This window comes from Lactobacillus sp. PV012 (genome assembly GCF_014522325.1).
In the GTDB taxonomy this organism is placed as follows: Bacteria; Bacillota; Bacilli; order Lactobacillales; family Lactobacillaceae; genus Lactobacillus.
In genome coordinates, this window is sequence record NZ_CP041983.1 from 113986 (window position 1) to 130837 (window position 16852).

Sequence of the window (16852 nt, forward strand, 5' to 3'; positions counted from 1 at the left end):
AAAAATTAGTGTTTTTTATTGCAAAAAAGGTAAAATTATTGAATAATGTATCTATAATTGATACATTTAAATTGGAAAGAAATAATATGAATGATATTAAATTCTCAGTAGCTATTCACATTTTAGTGATGGTAGCTACAAGCTCTAAACCATTAAATTCAGAAGATTTAGCTAAAAGTATTGGGACTAATGCAAGTTATGTTAGAAAAGTTTTAGCCTTATTAAAAAAGGGAGAACTTGTTGAAAGTCACCGGGGGAAGTCTGGAATTAATTTAATAAAGAATCCAGCTGAAATATCACTTTTGGAAATTTATGAAACAGTGGAGCAAAAGAAACCAACATTCTTTGAAATTCACCAAAATTCTAATCCTGAGTGTATAGTTGGAAAAAATATTAAAGAAGTAGTTTTCCCAATTGAAAGTAATTTGGAAAAACAAATTGCCCAAAGTTTAGCTGCAGAAAACTTAGTTGATGTAATAAATCGTTTAAAAGTAATAGTAAAGGATGAAAAAAATGGAAACTAAAGCCGCAAAATTATTTAAAGTTAGTAAAACCAACCCAATTATCAAAATAGTTGAAACACAAGTAAAACCAGTTCAAGCAGATGAAGTCTTAGTGAAAGTACTTAATGCTGGTGTAAATCCAGTTGATAATTTGATTGCTCATGATATTAGTATGAAGATCGCCATGCCTTACAAGTTACCCCAAACTTTGGGTAATGAGTTCGTGGGTGAAATAGAGCAAGTTGGTAGTCAAGTAACAGATTTTAAAGTTGGTGATCGAATTTTTGCTCGTAATCCTTTGGATGATATTGGGGCCTTTACGCAAAAATTAGTTATTAAGCAAAACGCTATTGCAAAAGTTCCAGAATATTTAACCAATTCTGAAGCTGCTGCCGTTCCATTAACCGCGTTGACTGCAATGCAAGCATTAGAATTAATGGATGTTAAACCGGGTCAAAGTTTATTTATTGCTGGTGGAACAGGAAGTTTTGGCGCAATGGCAATTCCACTTGCAGTAGCAAAAGGCTTAAAAGTAATTGTTAATGGTAGTAGCGCTAAAAAAGCAGAAGTTGAAAAGCTTGGTGTAAGTCAATTTATTGATTATAAAAAAGAAAATTATTGGGATGTATTATCCAATGTTGATTTTGTAATTGATGCCTTAGGTGGAGATAATATTGAAAAAGAAATGAGTATTATGAAACCAGGTGGAGTATTAGTTTCGCTCATTGGAACACCGAATAAGGCTTTTGCTAAGTCAATGGGGATTGGGAAAATTAAGACTTTCTTGTTAGGAGCTGCTGGAGCAAAAATGGATCGCTTGGCTAAAAAATATGGTGTTAGTTATCGCTTTATTTTAGTGCGTGCCAATGGTAAGCAACTACAAGAAGCAGCAGAAATTCTTGCGCAAAAGCAGATTCGTCCGGCTTTGGGTGATCATTATCCTTTAGATCAAGCTCAACAAGCTATGCAAAGAGTAGCGCAGGGCCACAATAAGGGAAAAGTAATTTTAGATATTAATGAGTAAATTTAGTAAATAGAAAAAAGTCTGGAAAATTCCAGACTTTTTTAGTTTAATTTTTTCTTTTTCAATTCGGGATGCTCTTCTAAGTAGACTTTAGCGAAGGTTTGCATAGTATTTTTGAAATCATCGGGAATTATTCCACCATATGGCATACCAAAATCTGCCCAAGTTAGGTCTTTGTTAGAGTTCATTCCACTAGGACGTGGATCATCAGTAGCACCTGTTAAGTAATCAAGGGAAGTATTTAATATTTTGGCAACTGCCGCTAAGGCATGAGAACCAGGCTTTTTGGTTTTCCAGTTGTAGATAGAGTTGGTTCCAAATCCTGCGCGAGTGTTTAATTCTCTAAGAGTAATATTTCTTAATTTTGCTAATTCTTTTGTGCGTTCAAATTCAATCATATCAATCTTTCTAAAAAATAACTAAAAAAACTAAAATAATTGTTGACAATTTAGTCTAAAGATATAATAATAGATGATGTCAACGGGATAAATAAAAGTTCTCTTTAATAAAGTACGCAATAAATGTCTAAAAATTACAGTGAGCTTAGATAATTTATGCTTATTTATTATACTTTTATTGTAGTTTTTTTACTTAATAAAGTCAATGCTTTAGTTTATTGCGTTGAAGAAATGATGCATCAAAATTTAGAAAAAGAAGGTAATAAAACTGTAATGAAAATTAAGGATTACATTGAGTTGGTTTCAGCAATTCTATGAATTTAAGTTTAGTAGAGTGGGAACTTTAAGTGGGTGACACTTTAAACATAAGAAGTTGTAGATAAGATTTCTCTTCAATTGCAAAGGATAGGAATGAGATTACAAGTGAAGAGATTAAAGAAATTTTCTTAAAGTAGAAAAAGTAGTTAATTTAAAGAAAGAATGAGGTAATTAAATGAGAACAATTACTAATGCAACAGCAACAAAATTATATGATTTGAATGGGGTTAATCAAGTTGTAGTGCAAAAAGGTAATGTCGGCAGTAAGTACATTTATGCTTTGCAACTTTTGCATAATCAAATTGATACTGTAGTATATCGAGCAAGACCTGGTCAGAATTTCGTAAAATTGTCAGGTAGTAATCCAAGTGCAACAGATGTAGCAAGAGTTGGTTGTCTATACTTAAAAGGAATAACAAATTCTAATGGAAAACAAGCCGCAGGAGGTCATACCCAAACTTGGGAATATGCGGGAACTTCAAACGAAAATAATAACGGTGGCTGGTTTATTGGAACAAAGCCTAAAGTAACTGATGGTATTAAATGGGATACGCAGATTGCACGTGTGCCTTTTCATGCAGCGTATTATACACGTAATACTGAGTTGCCAAGAATTTCAAATTTGAACGCTGCAGGTAGAAATTGGGATATTAATTATTCTGGTGATAACTTAGTACGTGCAGAAGCAGCAGTAGCTCCAGGAATGTCAGGCAAGGAATACCAATGGCTATTAATAGCAACAGTAGATAAAGCTGGTACAGGATACTTTTCATTATATGATTTAGCTGAAATGAATGCGGCTATAAATACAGCGGGAACGTCAGATGTAAATCTTGCTAAAGATGCAATTGGTGGAAGAGCAAAAAAAGCCTTTAAAATTCCAGGATTTGTAGACAAGGTAGGATCAATTCAGGGGTATGATATTGATAAGAATCTAAATATTTATGTGTCAAGTCAGTATGCTCCTAAGGGTAGTGCGACTGCTAGAAGTATTGTTAAAATTCCATGGGGGTCAATCGATAGTGATTCTTGGACTAAGATAGATCTTCGGGATAATAATAGCCTTGATATTAACGGCTTTTACACTGAGTTTGAAGGAATTCAAGTAATTAGTGAAAATAGCCTATATTTAACTGTTGCGTATCATGATGCCAATAGTGGTACTACTAAAAAGAATAGAATCTATCGAGTAAATTGGTAGAACTAAAAGGGATTAAGTGATTAAAAATATCACCTAACCCTTTTTTTGCTATAATGCTAGTAGTAGAAAAAGGAGATAGAAAAATGAAAAGTAAAAAAATAACTTTGGTATTTTTAATAGGCTTATTTTTCTTATTAGTAAGTCCTAAAAAAGTTAATGCTGCCAGCAATACTCTAAAGCTAAATCATAATTCTTATATATACAATAGTAAGGGGAAGCGAGTAGGAAAAACGGTAATAAAGAAAAATAAAAAGATTAATCCAGTAAAAAAAGTTGAAAAAGTAAATAAAGAAAAAAGATACTTTATTTTTATAAATAAAATAGGTGTTGGAGTCTTTGATAAACAATCTTTATATTGGTTACCATATAAAAAAATCAAAAATAATTATTACTACCAAATTGGTGAAAATAAGTATATTAAGTGTGCTAATGTTGAAACGATTGGTAAGTCCTATGTTTATACTAGCGAAGCAAGGATAAAAATAAAATTGTCTAATTATGCCTATAATGATAAAGATAAAAAGACTAATTATAAGGTAAAAGAAAATAAAACGTATATAGTTGATAGAAAAAGGATATTCTCTCATGATATTCTAAGTTCATATCGTATTAAAGGAACAAATTATTGGATTAATCAAGGATTTGTTGAAGATAATCCACGTCAGTTATTACTAAGCGCTGATATATCAAAGACTCCTTACGCAAAATTTTCTGTTTCTAAAACAACTCCAATATATGATATACAAGGAAAACCTGAACAAGGATTAATGGTATCCCCCGGTCCTAGTCCGGTGTATACAACAAAAAAACAACTATATATTTGGAATCCAATTGATAATCAGGGAGAACTATATTATCAAGTTTTGAATGAAGAAATTTATGTTAAGAAGAGTAATGGAGACACTGATTACCTCTTAATTAAAGAAGGATATATTAAAGCATCAAGTGGAAAAATAGTAGCTGGTAGTGAATTATCACCGTCCAACACACCGGAACAAGCTAAAGCAGCTTATGAAGCATCCCTAGCAAAATAGAAAGAGTCTGGGAAAAACTCTTAAATAAAGAAAGTGCTGATAATCTTCGTTTTTTAAACGTTGATATATCAGCACTTTTGTTTTATCTATTTATATAATTTAGGCTAAAAGATTAGTTTTTTACCAGACACTTTTTGTTCAAAATTAACATAAGGTAGAATCGAGATTATACCTTGAAAAAAGTTTTCAAGTCAATGATTTAGCTCTGTTTTCTTTGTCTAATATAATTTTCGATTTTTGCAATATCTTCTGCTGTTGCATCTTTTAGAATGAAATTTTTGGTAACTGATCTTCTATTTAGATATTGCTTTCTACTTTTATTATTATTATCCCACTTTTTATTTGCTTTAATTCTAGCTTCACTTAAACTATTCAATTTATTTTATCCACCTCACTACAAACAATATTAGTGCAATTAACGCTATAACTAATGCTACTGTATTAATATTATTAGTAACTCTATTATATTTTTTTTCTTCATCCATTTTTATAGACCTTCTTAGATAATTTATAGTATAATAAAACACACAAGGAAGTTAAGCCTTGTGTGTTGGATTTAGTGGATTAATCCAACTAGTGAAGCAATAAACATAATTACCGCTGTTATCAAATTGATAATGGCGGTTTTTCTGTTATAACGAGCTTCTCTTGAAACTCGTTTGTACTGCTTTTTCACTTGGCATCACCACCTTGTAAGAATTATGAGTAAAATCTCATTACTTCTTACAATGCATATAATACACTAATATGAGTACAAATACAACAAAAATTATTTGAAATCTATTTTTACTTAGTAGATTTTGTGATTTTAAACATTTATGTGTCAAGTCAGTATGCTCCTAAAGGTAGTGCGACTGCTAGAAGTATTGTTAAAATTCCATGGGGTCAATCGATAGTAATTCTTGGACTAAGATAAATCTTCATGATACTAATAGCCTTGATATTAATGGCTTTTATACTGAACTTGAAGGAATTCAAGTAATTAGTGAAAATAGCCTATATTTAACTATTGCATATCATGATGTAAAGAGTGGCACCACTAAAAAGAATAGAATCTATCGAGTAAATTGGTAGAACTAAAAAGGATTAAGTGATTAAAAATATCACCTAACCCTTTTTTTGCTACAATACTAGTGGTATAAAAAGGAGATACAAAATGAAAAGTAAAAAAATAACTTTGATATTTTTAATAGGCTTATTTTTCTTATTAGTAAGTCCTAAAAAAGTTAATGCTGCCAGCAATACTCTAAAGTTAAATCATAATAGTTATGTATATAATAACAAGGGCAAGCGAGTTGGAAAGACAGTAATAAAAAGAAATAAAAAGGTTAATCCAGTAAAAAAAGTTGAAAAAGTAAATAAAGAAAAAAGATACTTTATTTTTAGAAGTGAAGTAGGAAAAGAGCCTGTGAGAAATATTCCCTCATTGTATTGGCTACCATATAAAAAAATAAAAAATAATTATTATTATGAGATTGGAAAAAATAAATATATCAAATGTGCTAATGTGGAGCGTATTGGGTCGTCATACTTATTTGTAAGCGAAGTAAAGATAAAAATAGATTTAAGTTATGCTGCTGGATCTCCCTATGCTATTACTTCTAATGGAGCAACAACAAATTATAAGTTAATAAATGGAAAAGACTATATTGTTGATTATTTTAGACATTTACCTTACGGAAATTTAGTCTCATACCATATTAAGGGAACAAAATATTGGATTTATAGTACATCTACTGCAGCTAATCCAGGACAATTTCGCCAATCTTTATTAAATGAAAAGTTAGTAAGATATCCTTTTTGCTTTATTAAAACTATAATAGATGAAGTTCCTGTATATAATCGAAGCGGTCAAATAACAAATAATAAACCGCTTGATAAAAACTGGTCCTATAAATCTAAAAAAATATTATATATTTGGAATAACAAAGAAAATAAAGCAGAATTATACTATCAATTGTTAAATCAGAATGTTTATTCTAATTTTACTGATACTGGGAGCTATATTTTAAAGGAGGGGTATGTGAAAGCAAGTGATGTACTAGTTAATGGTAATAAATTAATCCCTTCCAACACACCGGAACAAGCTAAAGCAGCTTATGAAGCATCCCTAGCAAAGTAGAAAAGATGTAGTCGTTCGACTACATCTTTTTAAGTATACTAATAGTAAGGAATTCAGAAATCATAGTATGGGAGAAAAAGGAGATACAAAATGAAAAGTAAAAAAATAACTTTGGTATTTTTAATAGGCTTATTTTTCTTATTAGTAAGTCCTAAAAAAGTTAATGCTGCCAGCAATACTCTAAAGTTAAATCATAATAGTTATGTATATAATAACAAGGGCAAGCGAATTGGAAAGACAGTAATAAAAAGAAATAAAAAGGTTAAATCGGTTAAAAAATTAGAAAAGATAAGTAAGGAAAAAAGATATTTTATTTTTTTAAATAAAATAGGTAGTGGAGTCTTTGATAAACAATCTTTATATTGGTTACCATATAAAAAAATCAAAAATAATTATTACTACCAAATTGGTGAAAATAAGTATATTAAGTGTGCTAATGTTAAAACTATTGGTGAGTCTTATGTTTACACTAGTGAAACAAGAATAAAAATAAAAAAAGGGTGGTCTATTTATACCGATGATAGCAAAGGCAAAGAAATTAACTATAAAGTAAAAGAGAACGAAGAATATACAGTCGATAGAGAAAAGGTTTTGCCTCATCAAATTTTAAGTTCATATCGTATTAAAGGAACAAATTACTGGATAAATGTAGCTTATATTGAAAGTAAGCCACGACAATGGTTATTACCTTTTAGCATAAGCAAATCTCCCTATGCCTTCATTACAATTTCAAAAGATAATACTTTGATATATGATGCATCTAGAAATCCACAACTAAATATTATTTTACCAAGTGATCCGCTGGTAGATTATAGGACACAAAAGAAGGTATATATTTGGAATTCAGTAAGTAATAAGGCAGAATTATATTATCAATTATTGAATACAAAAGTTGAAGGAAGAGATAATATAAATAAGGATAACAGTAAAAATGTTTTTGTTAAAGAAGGATATATTAAGGTCTCGAATGTAAAAATAGAAGCTGGTAGTGAATTATCACCGTCCAACACACCAGAACAAGCCAAAGCAGCTTATGAAGCATCCCTAGCAAAATAGAAAAGATGTAGTCGTTCGACTACATCTTTTTAGTATATTGAGTTAAAATGCTTAACTTCTGTTAATAAATAATAGTATTTATTTGGAATATTAAAGCATTGAGCAAATTGATAGATAGAAGAATAATGGTAATTTCTTTCAGAAGCATAAGAATCAATAAGATTGATTGCAAAAAGATTTGCTTGGCGTTCTTCTTGTGAAATTCCATTGTGTAAATAGATGAAATTATCAGGATTGCCCTCTAAAATATGCCCAATTTCATGTGCAACCATAAACGGAATCTCTAATGGTTTGTAATATTCCAAATTGATAAAAATACAAGGAAACCCATATATTGTATTTGGAAAAGAAAATGAAGGTACCTGAGAAGTATCGGATACGGAATTAGAAATATGTCCAAGTGTATTTTTAATTTCTTGATTAGTGAAGTTAACTACCCTAATGTGATGTTTTGTACAAAAATTATATAAATACTCTAACATTTCATCATAATTTTGTTTATTTGTCCAACTTAAATTCAACTTAATCACTCTTTTCATAGAAATAATCTTGCGTTAAGATCGTATGTTCTATTGTATTGAGTATAGTATATCAGTCTTTAGAATTACTTTCAAATTATTATTTAGTTTTAAGAGAAATAATTATTTGAAAATTTAGGTACTCAAATTCAATTAAGTTGAGTGTTCTAAAAAAATAACTAAAAAAACTAAAATAATTATTGACAATTTAGTCTAAAGGTATAATAATAGATAATGTCAATGGGATAAATGAAATCTCTCTTTAATAAACTACGCAATAAATATCTAAGAATTAGAGTGAACTTAGACAATTTATGCTTATTTTCTATACTTTTGCTGTAGTTTTTTTACTTAATAAAGTAAATGATTTAGTTTATTACATTGAATAAATGATGCATCAAAATTTAAAAAAAGAAGGTGATAAAAACTGTAATGAGAATTAATGATTACATTGACTTAGTTTCAGTAATTCTATGGATTTTAAGTTTATTTGGAGTTGCAATCTTAAGTCGGTTGCACTTTAAACATAAAAAGTTAGAGAAAATTCGTTTGGTAACTACTAACCTCTTAACTAGCTATTTATATCTATATGATACAAACGTGCTAAATAATCAGCAACAGTTAAATGAAGCTGCTAAAGAAGTAGCTGATTACCTGCAAAATAAAGGGATTAAGATCACAGACGAAGAGGTAAAGAAGATTTTTCTGGAAATAGAAGAATCAGTAACAGATTTAAAGAAAGATTGAGGTAAATGACAAAAATGAGAGAAGCTACTAACGTTTCAATTAGTCATACTGCTGATTTAAATACAAATTATATGGCGGTAGCACAAAAAGGAAATGTAGGTTCAAAGTATATTTATGCAGAACAATTAAGAAATAACCAAACAGAAAACCATATCTTGCGTGGTTACGCTGGTAATGTTACTACTCCGGTATTAACTTTATATGGAAGTGCTGGTGGACATAGCCAAACTTGGGAATATTCTGGCAGAAGTGGTAAGTGGTTTGTGGGTACTAAACCTAGAACAGATACTAAAACTCTTTGGGATAAGCAAATTGCTCGTGTAGATATTAGATATAATGGGGGTTCGCATTATTCAAACACTGACTTTCCACGTTTAGCATATTTAGATCGTGCAGGAGCAGATAGAGATCATTGTGGAAGTCCAGAGGATATGGAACGTTCAGAAGCCGCTGTTTCACCATCATATACTAAATTCTTAATTGCTACTGTTGAAACAGATGGAACAGGTCACTTTATTATTTATGATATGGATACCATTAACAATTTGTTAGATGATGCGGAATCAAGTAATGATTATGTGGATTTACGTAATGTTTCATATTTAGAAAGTTTTACTGTCAGGAATTTCACAGGTGATGGGGCAATTATTAACTCTGTTCAAGGATATGATTTAGATGATGCAGGAAATATTTATGTTTCAAGTCAGTTGGCACCAGATTTTGATAAAAATACGGGTAAATATACAGCACACCATAAGCAAATTGTTAAAATTCCTGTAAATAATCGACAAGATGTTTCTCAATGGGAAACAGTTAACTTAAGCTCAGATGGACGTTTAGATATTACGGGACAACATACTGAATTGGAAGGTATTCAAATCCTCAATGAAAACCACTGCTACTTAACAGTTGCTTATCATGCAAATGTTAGTGGCAAAAACAAAACTGTTTCTAATAAGATTTTTGAAATCTCTTGGAATTAAGTGAAAAGTGTCTGGAAAACATTAATTTTGTATAATTTTTGAATAGACGAGTAAATAAAAATGCTGGCATATCAACGTTTGATAATATGAACGAAGATTGTCAGCATTTTTTAGTTTTAAAATTTTCTTTAGACGTTTTCTATGTTAAGCCTCTAGTTTTATTCCAGCCACTTTTGTATTGACAAAAGTTTTTTAAGGCTGATAATTAAGTTAAAACTTAGTGGATTTAGGAATGGAGAAATCAATTATGAAAATAAATAAATTAGTGCTTTTTTCGGGAGTAGCCCTTTTAAGTGCAGGAATATTAAGTGCAAAAAGTGTACAAGCAGATACTACTAATAACCTAGTTACAAAGACAGTAATGCATACCTCTCTTATTTATGATAAAAATGGAAAGAGTACAGGTAAACTTTACAAGGCATATCAACATGTTAAAGTAACCAGTCCAGTTGAGATTAATGGTGCAAAGTACTATAAAATTGGTGACAATCAATATATCAAAGTTTCTAATGTTGATGGAGTTAGTCGAAAAATAACTCATAATGCTTATATTTATGCTACAAGTACTAAACGTGCTAATAAAGTATTACTAAAAAAAGGACAAATAATTAGCACTTATGGTGGATCTTTTAAATTTAAGAATGGTAAGAGCTACTACAGAATTGGTGGACCAACTAAGTTATATGTAAAGGCTTATAACTTGAGTGGAATTGTTGCTCAAAAAGACTCTACTTCTTCAAATGAAGAAAAAAGTAATGCTAATAAAAATACCATTACTACAAATTCTCAAACTTCAACAGGAACTATAATTACTAAAAGCGCCTTAATTTATAACGAGAATGGCAAACCTTTTATGGGAGAAATTAGTGATAGTTCTTCAATAAGTGGAGCCGAAGGGAATAAATTCTTTCGATCTGGAACAAAACTGAGTTTCGAGGGTACAAAAAATATTTCTGGTCAAATTTACTATAATGTTGGTAATGGAATGTACATTAAAAAATCTGAAATTCGAGAAATTGTTGGTCAGGTTTTATTGAAACTAAAAAAAGGTAGTAAAATCTATGATAAAGCTGGAAGTGTAGTTTCAACAAAATTACCAGAAGGAAATGTAATCAATTACACAGGTAAAGTAAATAATATTGATAAAGCTACAAAATATTACTTTATTAATAACGAAGGACAACCACAAGAAATTCCATATGTTTCTATTAAAGGAATTGATTATTATAATCTTGGAAAGTCTCAATATGTCAAAGTATCAGATGTTAATACAGTTAATGGTAATCAGATTTTGACGGATTATCTTACTGTAACTACTACTAAACAAGCTCCTTTGTATAATATGAAGGGTGAAAAAACTAAAGACACTATAGCAAAGAATAAGAAGATTCAAGTAGAAGACGAAGTAACCAATCCACAAAATTTGGAAGACATTGATGATACAGGTTGGACTTATTACTTCTATAAATTAAAAGGAGAAGATAAATTAATTAATGTTGGGGATGTGGATAGGGATAAGCAAAATCCACCATTTCCAGTAATGTATTTTGATGAAAATTCACCAATAGATTTATCAGTAAGTTTTCCAAAAGATACAATTGTTTATAATGAACAAGGAGAAGTGAAGTATAAAGGTTGGGTTCTTCCTCATACTAATGGTGGATCATATCATGTTGTTAAATTAATGTACATTTATATTCCAAGTGAACAAAAAGCAGAACTTTTCTATGAAATGGCATCACATCACTTACGATTAGAAAATCCTGCTGACCATACCGTTATGGCAGGTGAAGATACAGGTACTGTCTATGTAAAAGCAAGTGATACAAACTACTCTGCTGGAATTGCTATCAAGCCATCCAACACACCAGAACAAGCCAAAGCAGCTTATGGAGTAAGTTTAAATAAATAGAATGTAATATGTATGATTTGAATGTTAGCAGAAGTGCGCCCTTATAAGGCTGGTAGAGTTTATAAAATTCGTAGTTGGCGTTATGCTGGCTGGCGTTATCAATAAAAGGAAGGTTTTGACATGCGTCATGCAATACTCGATGATAATGCATATAAAGTAGTAAAGTATGGTTTGATTATTGCTACACTGATTATTTTAGTTTTGCCGTGGATTAATAAAAAGCAGCTAAACTACTGGTTAATTGGGACTTATTTACTTATATTTGGAGATTGGCTAGCTACTTTCTTTCAACATCACTCTGTTAATGTAGTACTAGCATTAGTTCTAGGCTATCTTATTGATATAATTGTATGTGTTGGGCTGCTTTTTTATACTATGATTATTAATGTTTAAGTTGGTTCTAATCACACCAGAACAAGCCAAAGCAGCTTGTGAAGCATCCCTAGCAAAGTAGAAAAGTATCTGGGAAAAATATAAAATAAAAATGCTGAATTATCTTCGTTTATAAAACGTCGATACGTCAGCATTTTTATTTCCACCTTTATTCGGAAATTAGACAAAAGTTGTTTTCCCTAGTACTTTTAAGTATCCAGGTTAAACTGAAATTTTTTCCCGTGGACTAAGAGAAACATGGATTAATTGCAAAGCATTGATTAAAACTACAACAAAACCTGTAATGGCAATCACAGTAAAATGAGGTACGATAAGGCAGAGAGCAAACCCAAGTAAGGTAGAAACAGAAAAAACTCCAATAGTAAATTTTGAAAGTTTAAATTCTTTCTTATTATATGTAGTTGAAAGAGCCAAACCAAAGTAAAAGAGTAAAATTCCACCAAATAAGCAACTTACTGCAAACCAAGATAAAGCTTCTTCTTCGTGAATAAACTTCAAGCTGACTGTAATCAGACTAATTCCAAAAATAATAAAGTAATGTAAATAAATTAGCAAGGTACTGGTGGCATCTGGTTGGTCTTCTTGAATAATCCAATCAAATTGCAGTACATAAGTTAAAAAGAGCAATGCTACCATAATAAAAAGCAAAACAGAGAAGACAGATAAAGTTTGTGGACGGAAATAATCTGCAATGCCAATTATTGTTTCACCAAAAATTACAATTACTAAAAGATTTAACCGCTCTAAAAAATGAGGGAAAATAATTGGATGTTTAATGGTAGTTTTATTCATTAAAAGAGGCATCAGCCAGCTTAGACCTAGACCAACAATTGCGATAATAAATCCCCAAATATTGTCTAAAATACCCCCAATAATTAAACAGATTGCTCTAAAAATAAGAAATCCAAAGTAGGTTTTAGTGATTTTTTTATCAATTTCACTTTTGACTTGAAAAAATGTGATGAGATAATGCAAAGCTAAGGTACTAGATAAACAACCAGCTGAAATAAATAAAACTCGCATTTCAGTTAAATTGTTAGTGTCAAAAGAATTAGACATAAATAAAACAATCATCATATCGACAAAATAAAAGGCAATGTCTAGCCACGAAGAATGCCCGTAGCGATTGGTAAAGGTTGTTTGTACCATCCAAGAACTAATGAAAATAAGCATAATAATTACAAATAATCCAAATGAAATTGGATTCACTAAGCCATGATCTAAATGGTGCATAATTTCTGTTGTTTTGGAAATCATGTAAACAAAAACTAAATCATAAAAAAGAGCTATTTTTGATACTTTTTTCTCTGGTAAATGATTTAACATAGTAAATAAACCAACTTTCTATAAGGTTACTTCTCAATTCTAACATTATTCATACTTTAAAAGTTTTCAAATACAAGCACTAATTATTTGTAAGTGGTATAATTGAATAAATTGGAAAGGAGGGCAAGTAAATGAAACCAATTAAAATAGGAATCTTGAATTTAATGCATGATAAAGAAGATACGCAGAAACGTTTTGAAAAAATATTCAAAAATTCAAAAAATGATATAAAAGTAGAATTCTTTTATCCCAAGACAAAATATCAAGATAAAGAAGTTCCAGAAAATGTTAAAGCCATTTCACAACCACTAGACTTAACAAAAGTTGCTGATTTTGATGGATTTATTATTACAGGGGCTCCAATTGAGCATTTTGATTTTAAAGATGTGACCTACATTGAAGAAATTCGATGTTTACTTTCTGAATTGGATCGAAACCACGTGCAACAATTATATTTATGTTGGGGTGCGATGGCAGCTTTAAATTATTTTTATGGAATTAAAAAAGTACCCCTATCTCAGAAAATTTTTGGTATTTATCCTAATGAAATTTTGAAAGCCCATCCTTTACTAGCTGGGTTAAGTAAAGACTTTTTAGCGCCTCATGCACGATATGCAGATATGGATATTGAACAAATCGCCCAAGATCCACGATTGGAAATTAACAGTCTATCTAAGAATAGAAACTTACTTTTAGTGACTTCGCCTCCATATCCAGAAAGAACATTTTTGTTTGCTCACTTAGAGTATGGAAGAAATGCTCTTAGAAAAGAGTATCAACGAGAAATAAATGCTCATCCAGAAAGAAATTATCAAAAGCCTGAAAATTATTTTTCACGTGAAACACCAAATTTACCAGAATTTAAATGGAAAAATACCCAGGAGCATTTTTTTAAAAATTGGATTAATGAATTAATTAAGGAGAAAAATTATGGCAGAAATTTACAACTCAGTTACTGAATTAGTAGGAAACACTCCCTTATTGAAATTGAATAATATTACTGATGACAACATGGCTGACATTTATGTGAAGCTAGAGTCAAAAAATCCTGCAGGATCAGTGAAAGATAGAATTGCCTTGGCAATGATTGAAAAGGCTGAACGTGAAGGCAAAATCAAGCCAGGTGACACTATTGTAGAACCAACCTCTGGTAATACTGGAATTGGATTAGCCAGCATGGGAGCTGCTAAGGGCTACAAGGTAATTATTGTAATGCCTGAAAGTATGAGTGTTGAAAGAAGAAAATTGATGAAGGGTTATGGAGCAGAATTAATTTTAACTCCTGCTGCTGAAGGGATGAAAGGTTCAATTGCTAAGGCAGAAGAATTAGTTAAAAATCATGGTTACTTTATGCCAATGCAATTTGATAATCCAGAAAATCCTAATATTCATGAATTGACCACTGGTCCGGAAATTATTGGCGCATTTCAAGGATTGGGAAAAAAGATTGATGCCTTTGTAGCAGGTGTTGGTACTGGAGGAACTTTATCAGGAATTGGACGTGCCTTAAAGCAAGCTGATCCTGAAACTAAAGTCTATGCTTTAGAGCCAGCTGAATCACCACTTTTAAAGGATGGTAAGACTGGAAAACATGGTATTCAAGGAATTTCTGCTGGTTTTATTCCAAAGAATTTAGATCAGGAAGTTTATGATGATGTGGTAGAAATTTCCACTGATCAAGCAATGAAAACAGCTCGTCAAGTTGGTCGCAAAGAGGGATTTTTGCCAGGAATTTCAGCCGGTGCTAATATTGCGGGTGCAATTGAGCTAGCTAAAAAATTAGGCGCAGGTCATACTGTAGTCACTGTTGCTCCAGATGGTGGAGATCGTTATTTATCAACAGCCTTATTTAACGAAGAATAAATGAAGATAGAAAAAATCATAATTTCTCATTGAAAGAGGAATTATGATTTTTTTGTTGCTTTAACGCCTAAGTTTACTTGGAGACCAAATTCTTTCATGGCCTGCTCTTTAGAAAGGGGGGAAGTTTTTCTTGCTTCACTTTCTAATTCTTCTAAACCAAGAGGTATATTATTTTTCATTAAGCGAAATTGTTTAATGAGTTCATTCCCCTCGTAGCCTTGACTAATTAAGTCTTTTAATATTTCTTCATCAAAATCAAAAAAGTCATCAGCTTCTACAAATTCATAAAAAATACCCTTTTTAGTTAGTTTAGGTCTAAGTTTTGTCCCAGATGATATATTGAATGCTTTGGGAATAGCAACCATTAATGAATTCCCTTGTTTGCGTACTTGTAAAATTTCCCTTAGTATTCACCTCATAATTATTATAATTTTTGCTTTTTATAATTATAAGTAATTACTTTTTAATAAAATAATTTTATTGCTTTTTTAACCTCTACTTAAAAAAATAGTGGTATTATCTGAAAAAAGGCTAACATTGAGGAAGAGAATAGTGAAAAAAATATCTTTAATCTTAGTATTGTTTCTGGTTTTAGGATTAGCAGCTTGCAGTAAAGCTAAACCACAAGCTGCTAAAAATCCTGAAACTCAAGTAGCAAAAGTACATTTTTCTAAAAAATATCAAGTAAAATCAACGCCCACACTTATTTTTCATGGTGCAATGAGCAATTATCATGCAGAAGAAAGTTTAGTAAAAAAAGCTCAACGCTTAGGTTTTACGAATAATGTAATTCGGGCCAATGTTGATCCAGATGGTAAGGTGACTTTTGTTGGCACCTTGAAGCAAAATGCAATTAATCCAATTGTGGAGGTTAATTATGAAAATAATATTCAATTCAATCTCCCTAAGGCAGGGATGTATGCGGTAAATGTTGTAAAGGCACTTAAACAACAATATAGTATTAAAAAAGTAAATATGGTCGCTCACTCTTTAGGAAATATGTCAGTCATGTATTATTTACTTGCCAGTCAACGAGAAAAATTACCTACTTTGAACAAACAAGTAGCAATTGCAGGACTATTTGATGGTGTTAACCTTCCGGGAGCAACAGAAGATATGGCTGAACCCAAGAATTTAAGGTTGAATGAAGCCGGTAAGCCAAACAAAATGAATTCAACTTACAAACAACTTTTGCAGTTACGTAAATTATATAGCCAAACCCAACTTCCTGTATTAAATATTGTTGGCAATAAAGCAGATAATTCAGATGGGTTAGTTTCAAATGTATCTTCTGAATCATTAAAATATTTAGTTGGTAGTGATCCAAATTATCAATTACAAAAATATTATGGCCCTAACGCAGATCATGGACGTCTAACTTATAATTCGCAAGTAACAACAAGGATTACCAATTTTTTGTGGGATTAAATTAAATAAGTAAAAAGAAATAGCCA

20 protein-coding genes are annotated in these 16852 nt (G+C 30.8%); 15 read left to right on the plus strand and 5 right to left on the minus strand.

The genetic code is table 11. The features are described from left to right. Positions 1–86: 86 nt before the first annotated feature. A complete protein-coding gene (locus FP433_RS00555; RefSeq protein WP_265483720.1) occupies positions 87–524 on the plus strand; it encodes an Rrf2 family transcriptional regulator in 438 nt (145 codons plus the stop codon). Then, positions 514–1527 (plus strand): NADP-dependent oxidoreductase, encoded by a 1014-nt coding sequence (locus tag FP433_RS00560; RefSeq protein WP_265483719.1) that lies wholly within the window; start codon positions 514–516, stop codon positions 1525–1527. The genes FP433_RS00555 and FP433_RS00560 overlap by 11 nt, the downstream gene beginning before the upstream one ends. Positions 1528–1568: 41 nt before the next feature. On the opposite strand, the gene FP433_RS00565 is transcribed toward FP433_RS00560, so the two are convergent. After that, the gene (locus FP433_RS00565) at positions 1569–1925 is read right to left on the minus strand and encodes a helix-turn-helix domain-containing protein (RefSeq protein ID WP_265483718.1); all 357 of its coding nucleotides are present in this window, start codon (positions 1923–1925) and stop codon (positions 1569–1571) included. A gap of 156 nt (positions 1926–2081) precedes the next feature. On the opposite strand from FP433_RS00565, the gene FP433_RS00570 reads away from it, so the two are divergent. The 3 genes from FP433_RS00570 (at position 2082) to FP433_RS00580 (ending at position 4478) form a co-directional block, all read left to right on the plus strand. After that, a complete protein-coding gene (locus FP433_RS00570) occupies positions 2082–2243 on the plus strand; it encodes a hypothetical protein (protein WP_265483717.1) in 162 nt (53 codons plus the stop codon). Between the two features lie 175 nt (positions 2244–2418). Continuing rightward, positions 2419–3444: a helveticin J family class III bacteriocin gene (locus FP433_RS00575; protein WP_265483716.1), complete on the plus strand. Its 1026-nt coding sequence runs from the start codon at positions 2419–2421 to the stop codon at positions 3442–3444. Positions 3445–3527: 83 nt separating this feature from the next. Beyond that, positions 3528–4478 carry an SLAP domain-containing protein gene (locus tag FP433_RS00580; RefSeq protein WP_265483715.1) on the plus strand — a complete coding sequence of 317 codons (951 nt, stop codon included), beginning with the start codon at positions 3528–3530 and terminating at the stop codon, positions 4476–4478. Positions 4479–4677: 199 nt separating this feature from the next. Here FP433_RS00580 and FP433_RS00585 read toward each other — a convergent pair whose 3' ends face one another. Next, on the minus strand, positions 4678–4854 hold the full coding sequence (locus FP433_RS00585; protein WP_265483714.1) for a hypothetical protein: 177 nt from the start codon (positions 4852–4854) through the stop codon (positions 4678–4680). 503 nt (positions 4855–5357) lie between these two features. On the opposite strand from FP433_RS00585, the gene FP433_RS00590 reads away from it, so the two are divergent. The 3 genes from FP433_RS00590 to FP433_RS00600 all read left to right on the plus strand — a co-directional run bounded on the left by FP433_RS00590 (position 5358) and on the right by FP433_RS00600 (position 7656). Further along, positions 5358–5552 carry a helveticin J family class III bacteriocin gene (locus tag FP433_RS00590; RefSeq protein WP_265483713.1) on the plus strand — a complete coding sequence of 65 codons (195 nt, stop codon included), beginning with the start codon at positions 5358–5360 and terminating at the stop codon, positions 5550–5552. Positions 5553–5634: 82 nt separating this feature from the next. Next, on the plus strand, positions 5635–6600 hold the full coding sequence (locus tag FP433_RS00595; RefSeq protein WP_265483712.1) for an SLAP domain-containing protein: 966 nt from the start codon (positions 5635–5637) through the stop codon (positions 6598–6600). A gap of 90 nt (positions 6601–6690) precedes the next feature. Next, positions 6691–7656 carry an SLAP domain-containing protein gene (locus tag FP433_RS00600; RefSeq protein ID WP_265483711.1) on the plus strand — a complete coding sequence of 322 codons (966 nt, stop codon included), beginning with the start codon at positions 6691–6693 and terminating at the stop codon, positions 7654–7656. 29 nt (positions 7657–7685) lie between these two features. On the opposite strand, the gene FP433_RS00605 is transcribed toward FP433_RS00600, so the two are convergent. Beyond that, entirely contained in the window at positions 7686–8177 is a 492-nt protein-coding gene (locus FP433_RS00605; RefSeq protein ID WP_265483710.1) for an ImmA/IrrE family metallo-endopeptidase, read from the minus strand. 429 nt (positions 8178–8606) lie between these two features. On the opposite strand from FP433_RS00605, the gene FP433_RS00610 reads away from it, so the two are divergent. The 4 genes from FP433_RS00610 to FP433_RS00625 all read left to right on the plus strand — a co-directional run bounded on the left by FP433_RS00610 (position 8607) and on the right by FP433_RS00625 (position 12209). Continuing rightward, complete coding sequence (locus tag FP433_RS00610) at positions 8607–8921, plus strand: phage holin, LLH family (protein WP_265483709.1); 315 nt, start codon at positions 8607–8609, stop codon at positions 8919–8921. Between the two features lie 5 nt (positions 8922–8926). After that, complete coding sequence (locus FP433_RS00615; protein WP_265483708.1) at positions 8927–9904, plus strand: helveticin J family class III bacteriocin; 978 nt, start codon at positions 8927–8929, stop codon at positions 9902–9904. 247 nt (positions 9905–10151) lie between these two features. After that, positions 10152–11816, plus strand: a complete 1665-nt coding sequence (locus FP433_RS00620) for an SLAP domain-containing protein (protein WP_265483707.1) — start codon at positions 10152–10154, stop codon at positions 11814–11816. Positions 11817–11936: 120 nt separating this feature from the next. Then, entirely contained in the window at positions 11937–12209 is a 273-nt protein-coding gene (locus FP433_RS00625; protein WP_265483706.1) for a hypothetical protein, read from the plus strand. 201 nt (positions 12210–12410) lie between these two features. Here the strand turns inward: FP433_RS00625 and FP433_RS00630 are convergent, their stop codons facing one another. Then, positions 12411–13535, minus strand: coding sequence for a low temperature requirement protein A (locus FP433_RS00630; RefSeq protein ID WP_265483705.1), 1125 nt, complete (start codon positions 13533–13535; stop codon positions 12411–12413). 131 nt (positions 13536–13666) lie between these two features. Between FP433_RS00630 and FP433_RS00635 the strand changes: the two genes are divergently transcribed. Further along, positions 13667–14494, plus strand: coding sequence for a homoserine O-acetyltransferase/O-succinyltransferase family protein (locus FP433_RS00635; protein WP_265483704.1), 828 nt, complete (start codon positions 13667–13669; stop codon positions 14492–14494). Then, the gene (gene cysK / locus FP433_RS00640) at positions 14466–15398 is read left to right on the plus strand and encodes a cysteine synthase A (RefSeq protein ID WP_265483703.1); all 933 of its coding nucleotides are present in this window, start codon (positions 14466–14468) and stop codon (positions 15396–15398) included. Before FP433_RS00635 ends, cysK begins: the two co-directional genes overlap by 29 nt. A gap of 41 nt (positions 15399–15439) precedes the next feature. Here the strand turns inward: cysK and FP433_RS00645 are convergent, their stop codons facing one another. Further along, the gene (locus FP433_RS00645; protein WP_265483702.1) at positions 15440–15763 is read right to left on the minus strand and encodes a toxin-antitoxin system; all 324 of its coding nucleotides are present in this window, start codon (positions 15761–15763) and stop codon (positions 15440–15442) included. Positions 15764–15950: 187 nt separating this feature from the next. Between FP433_RS00645 and FP433_RS00650 the strand changes: the two genes are divergently transcribed. Then, a complete protein-coding gene (locus tag FP433_RS00650; RefSeq protein ID WP_265483701.1) occupies positions 15951–16826 on the plus strand; it encodes an alpha/beta hydrolase in 876 nt (291 codons plus the stop codon). Positions 16827–16852: the final 26 nt, after the last annotated feature.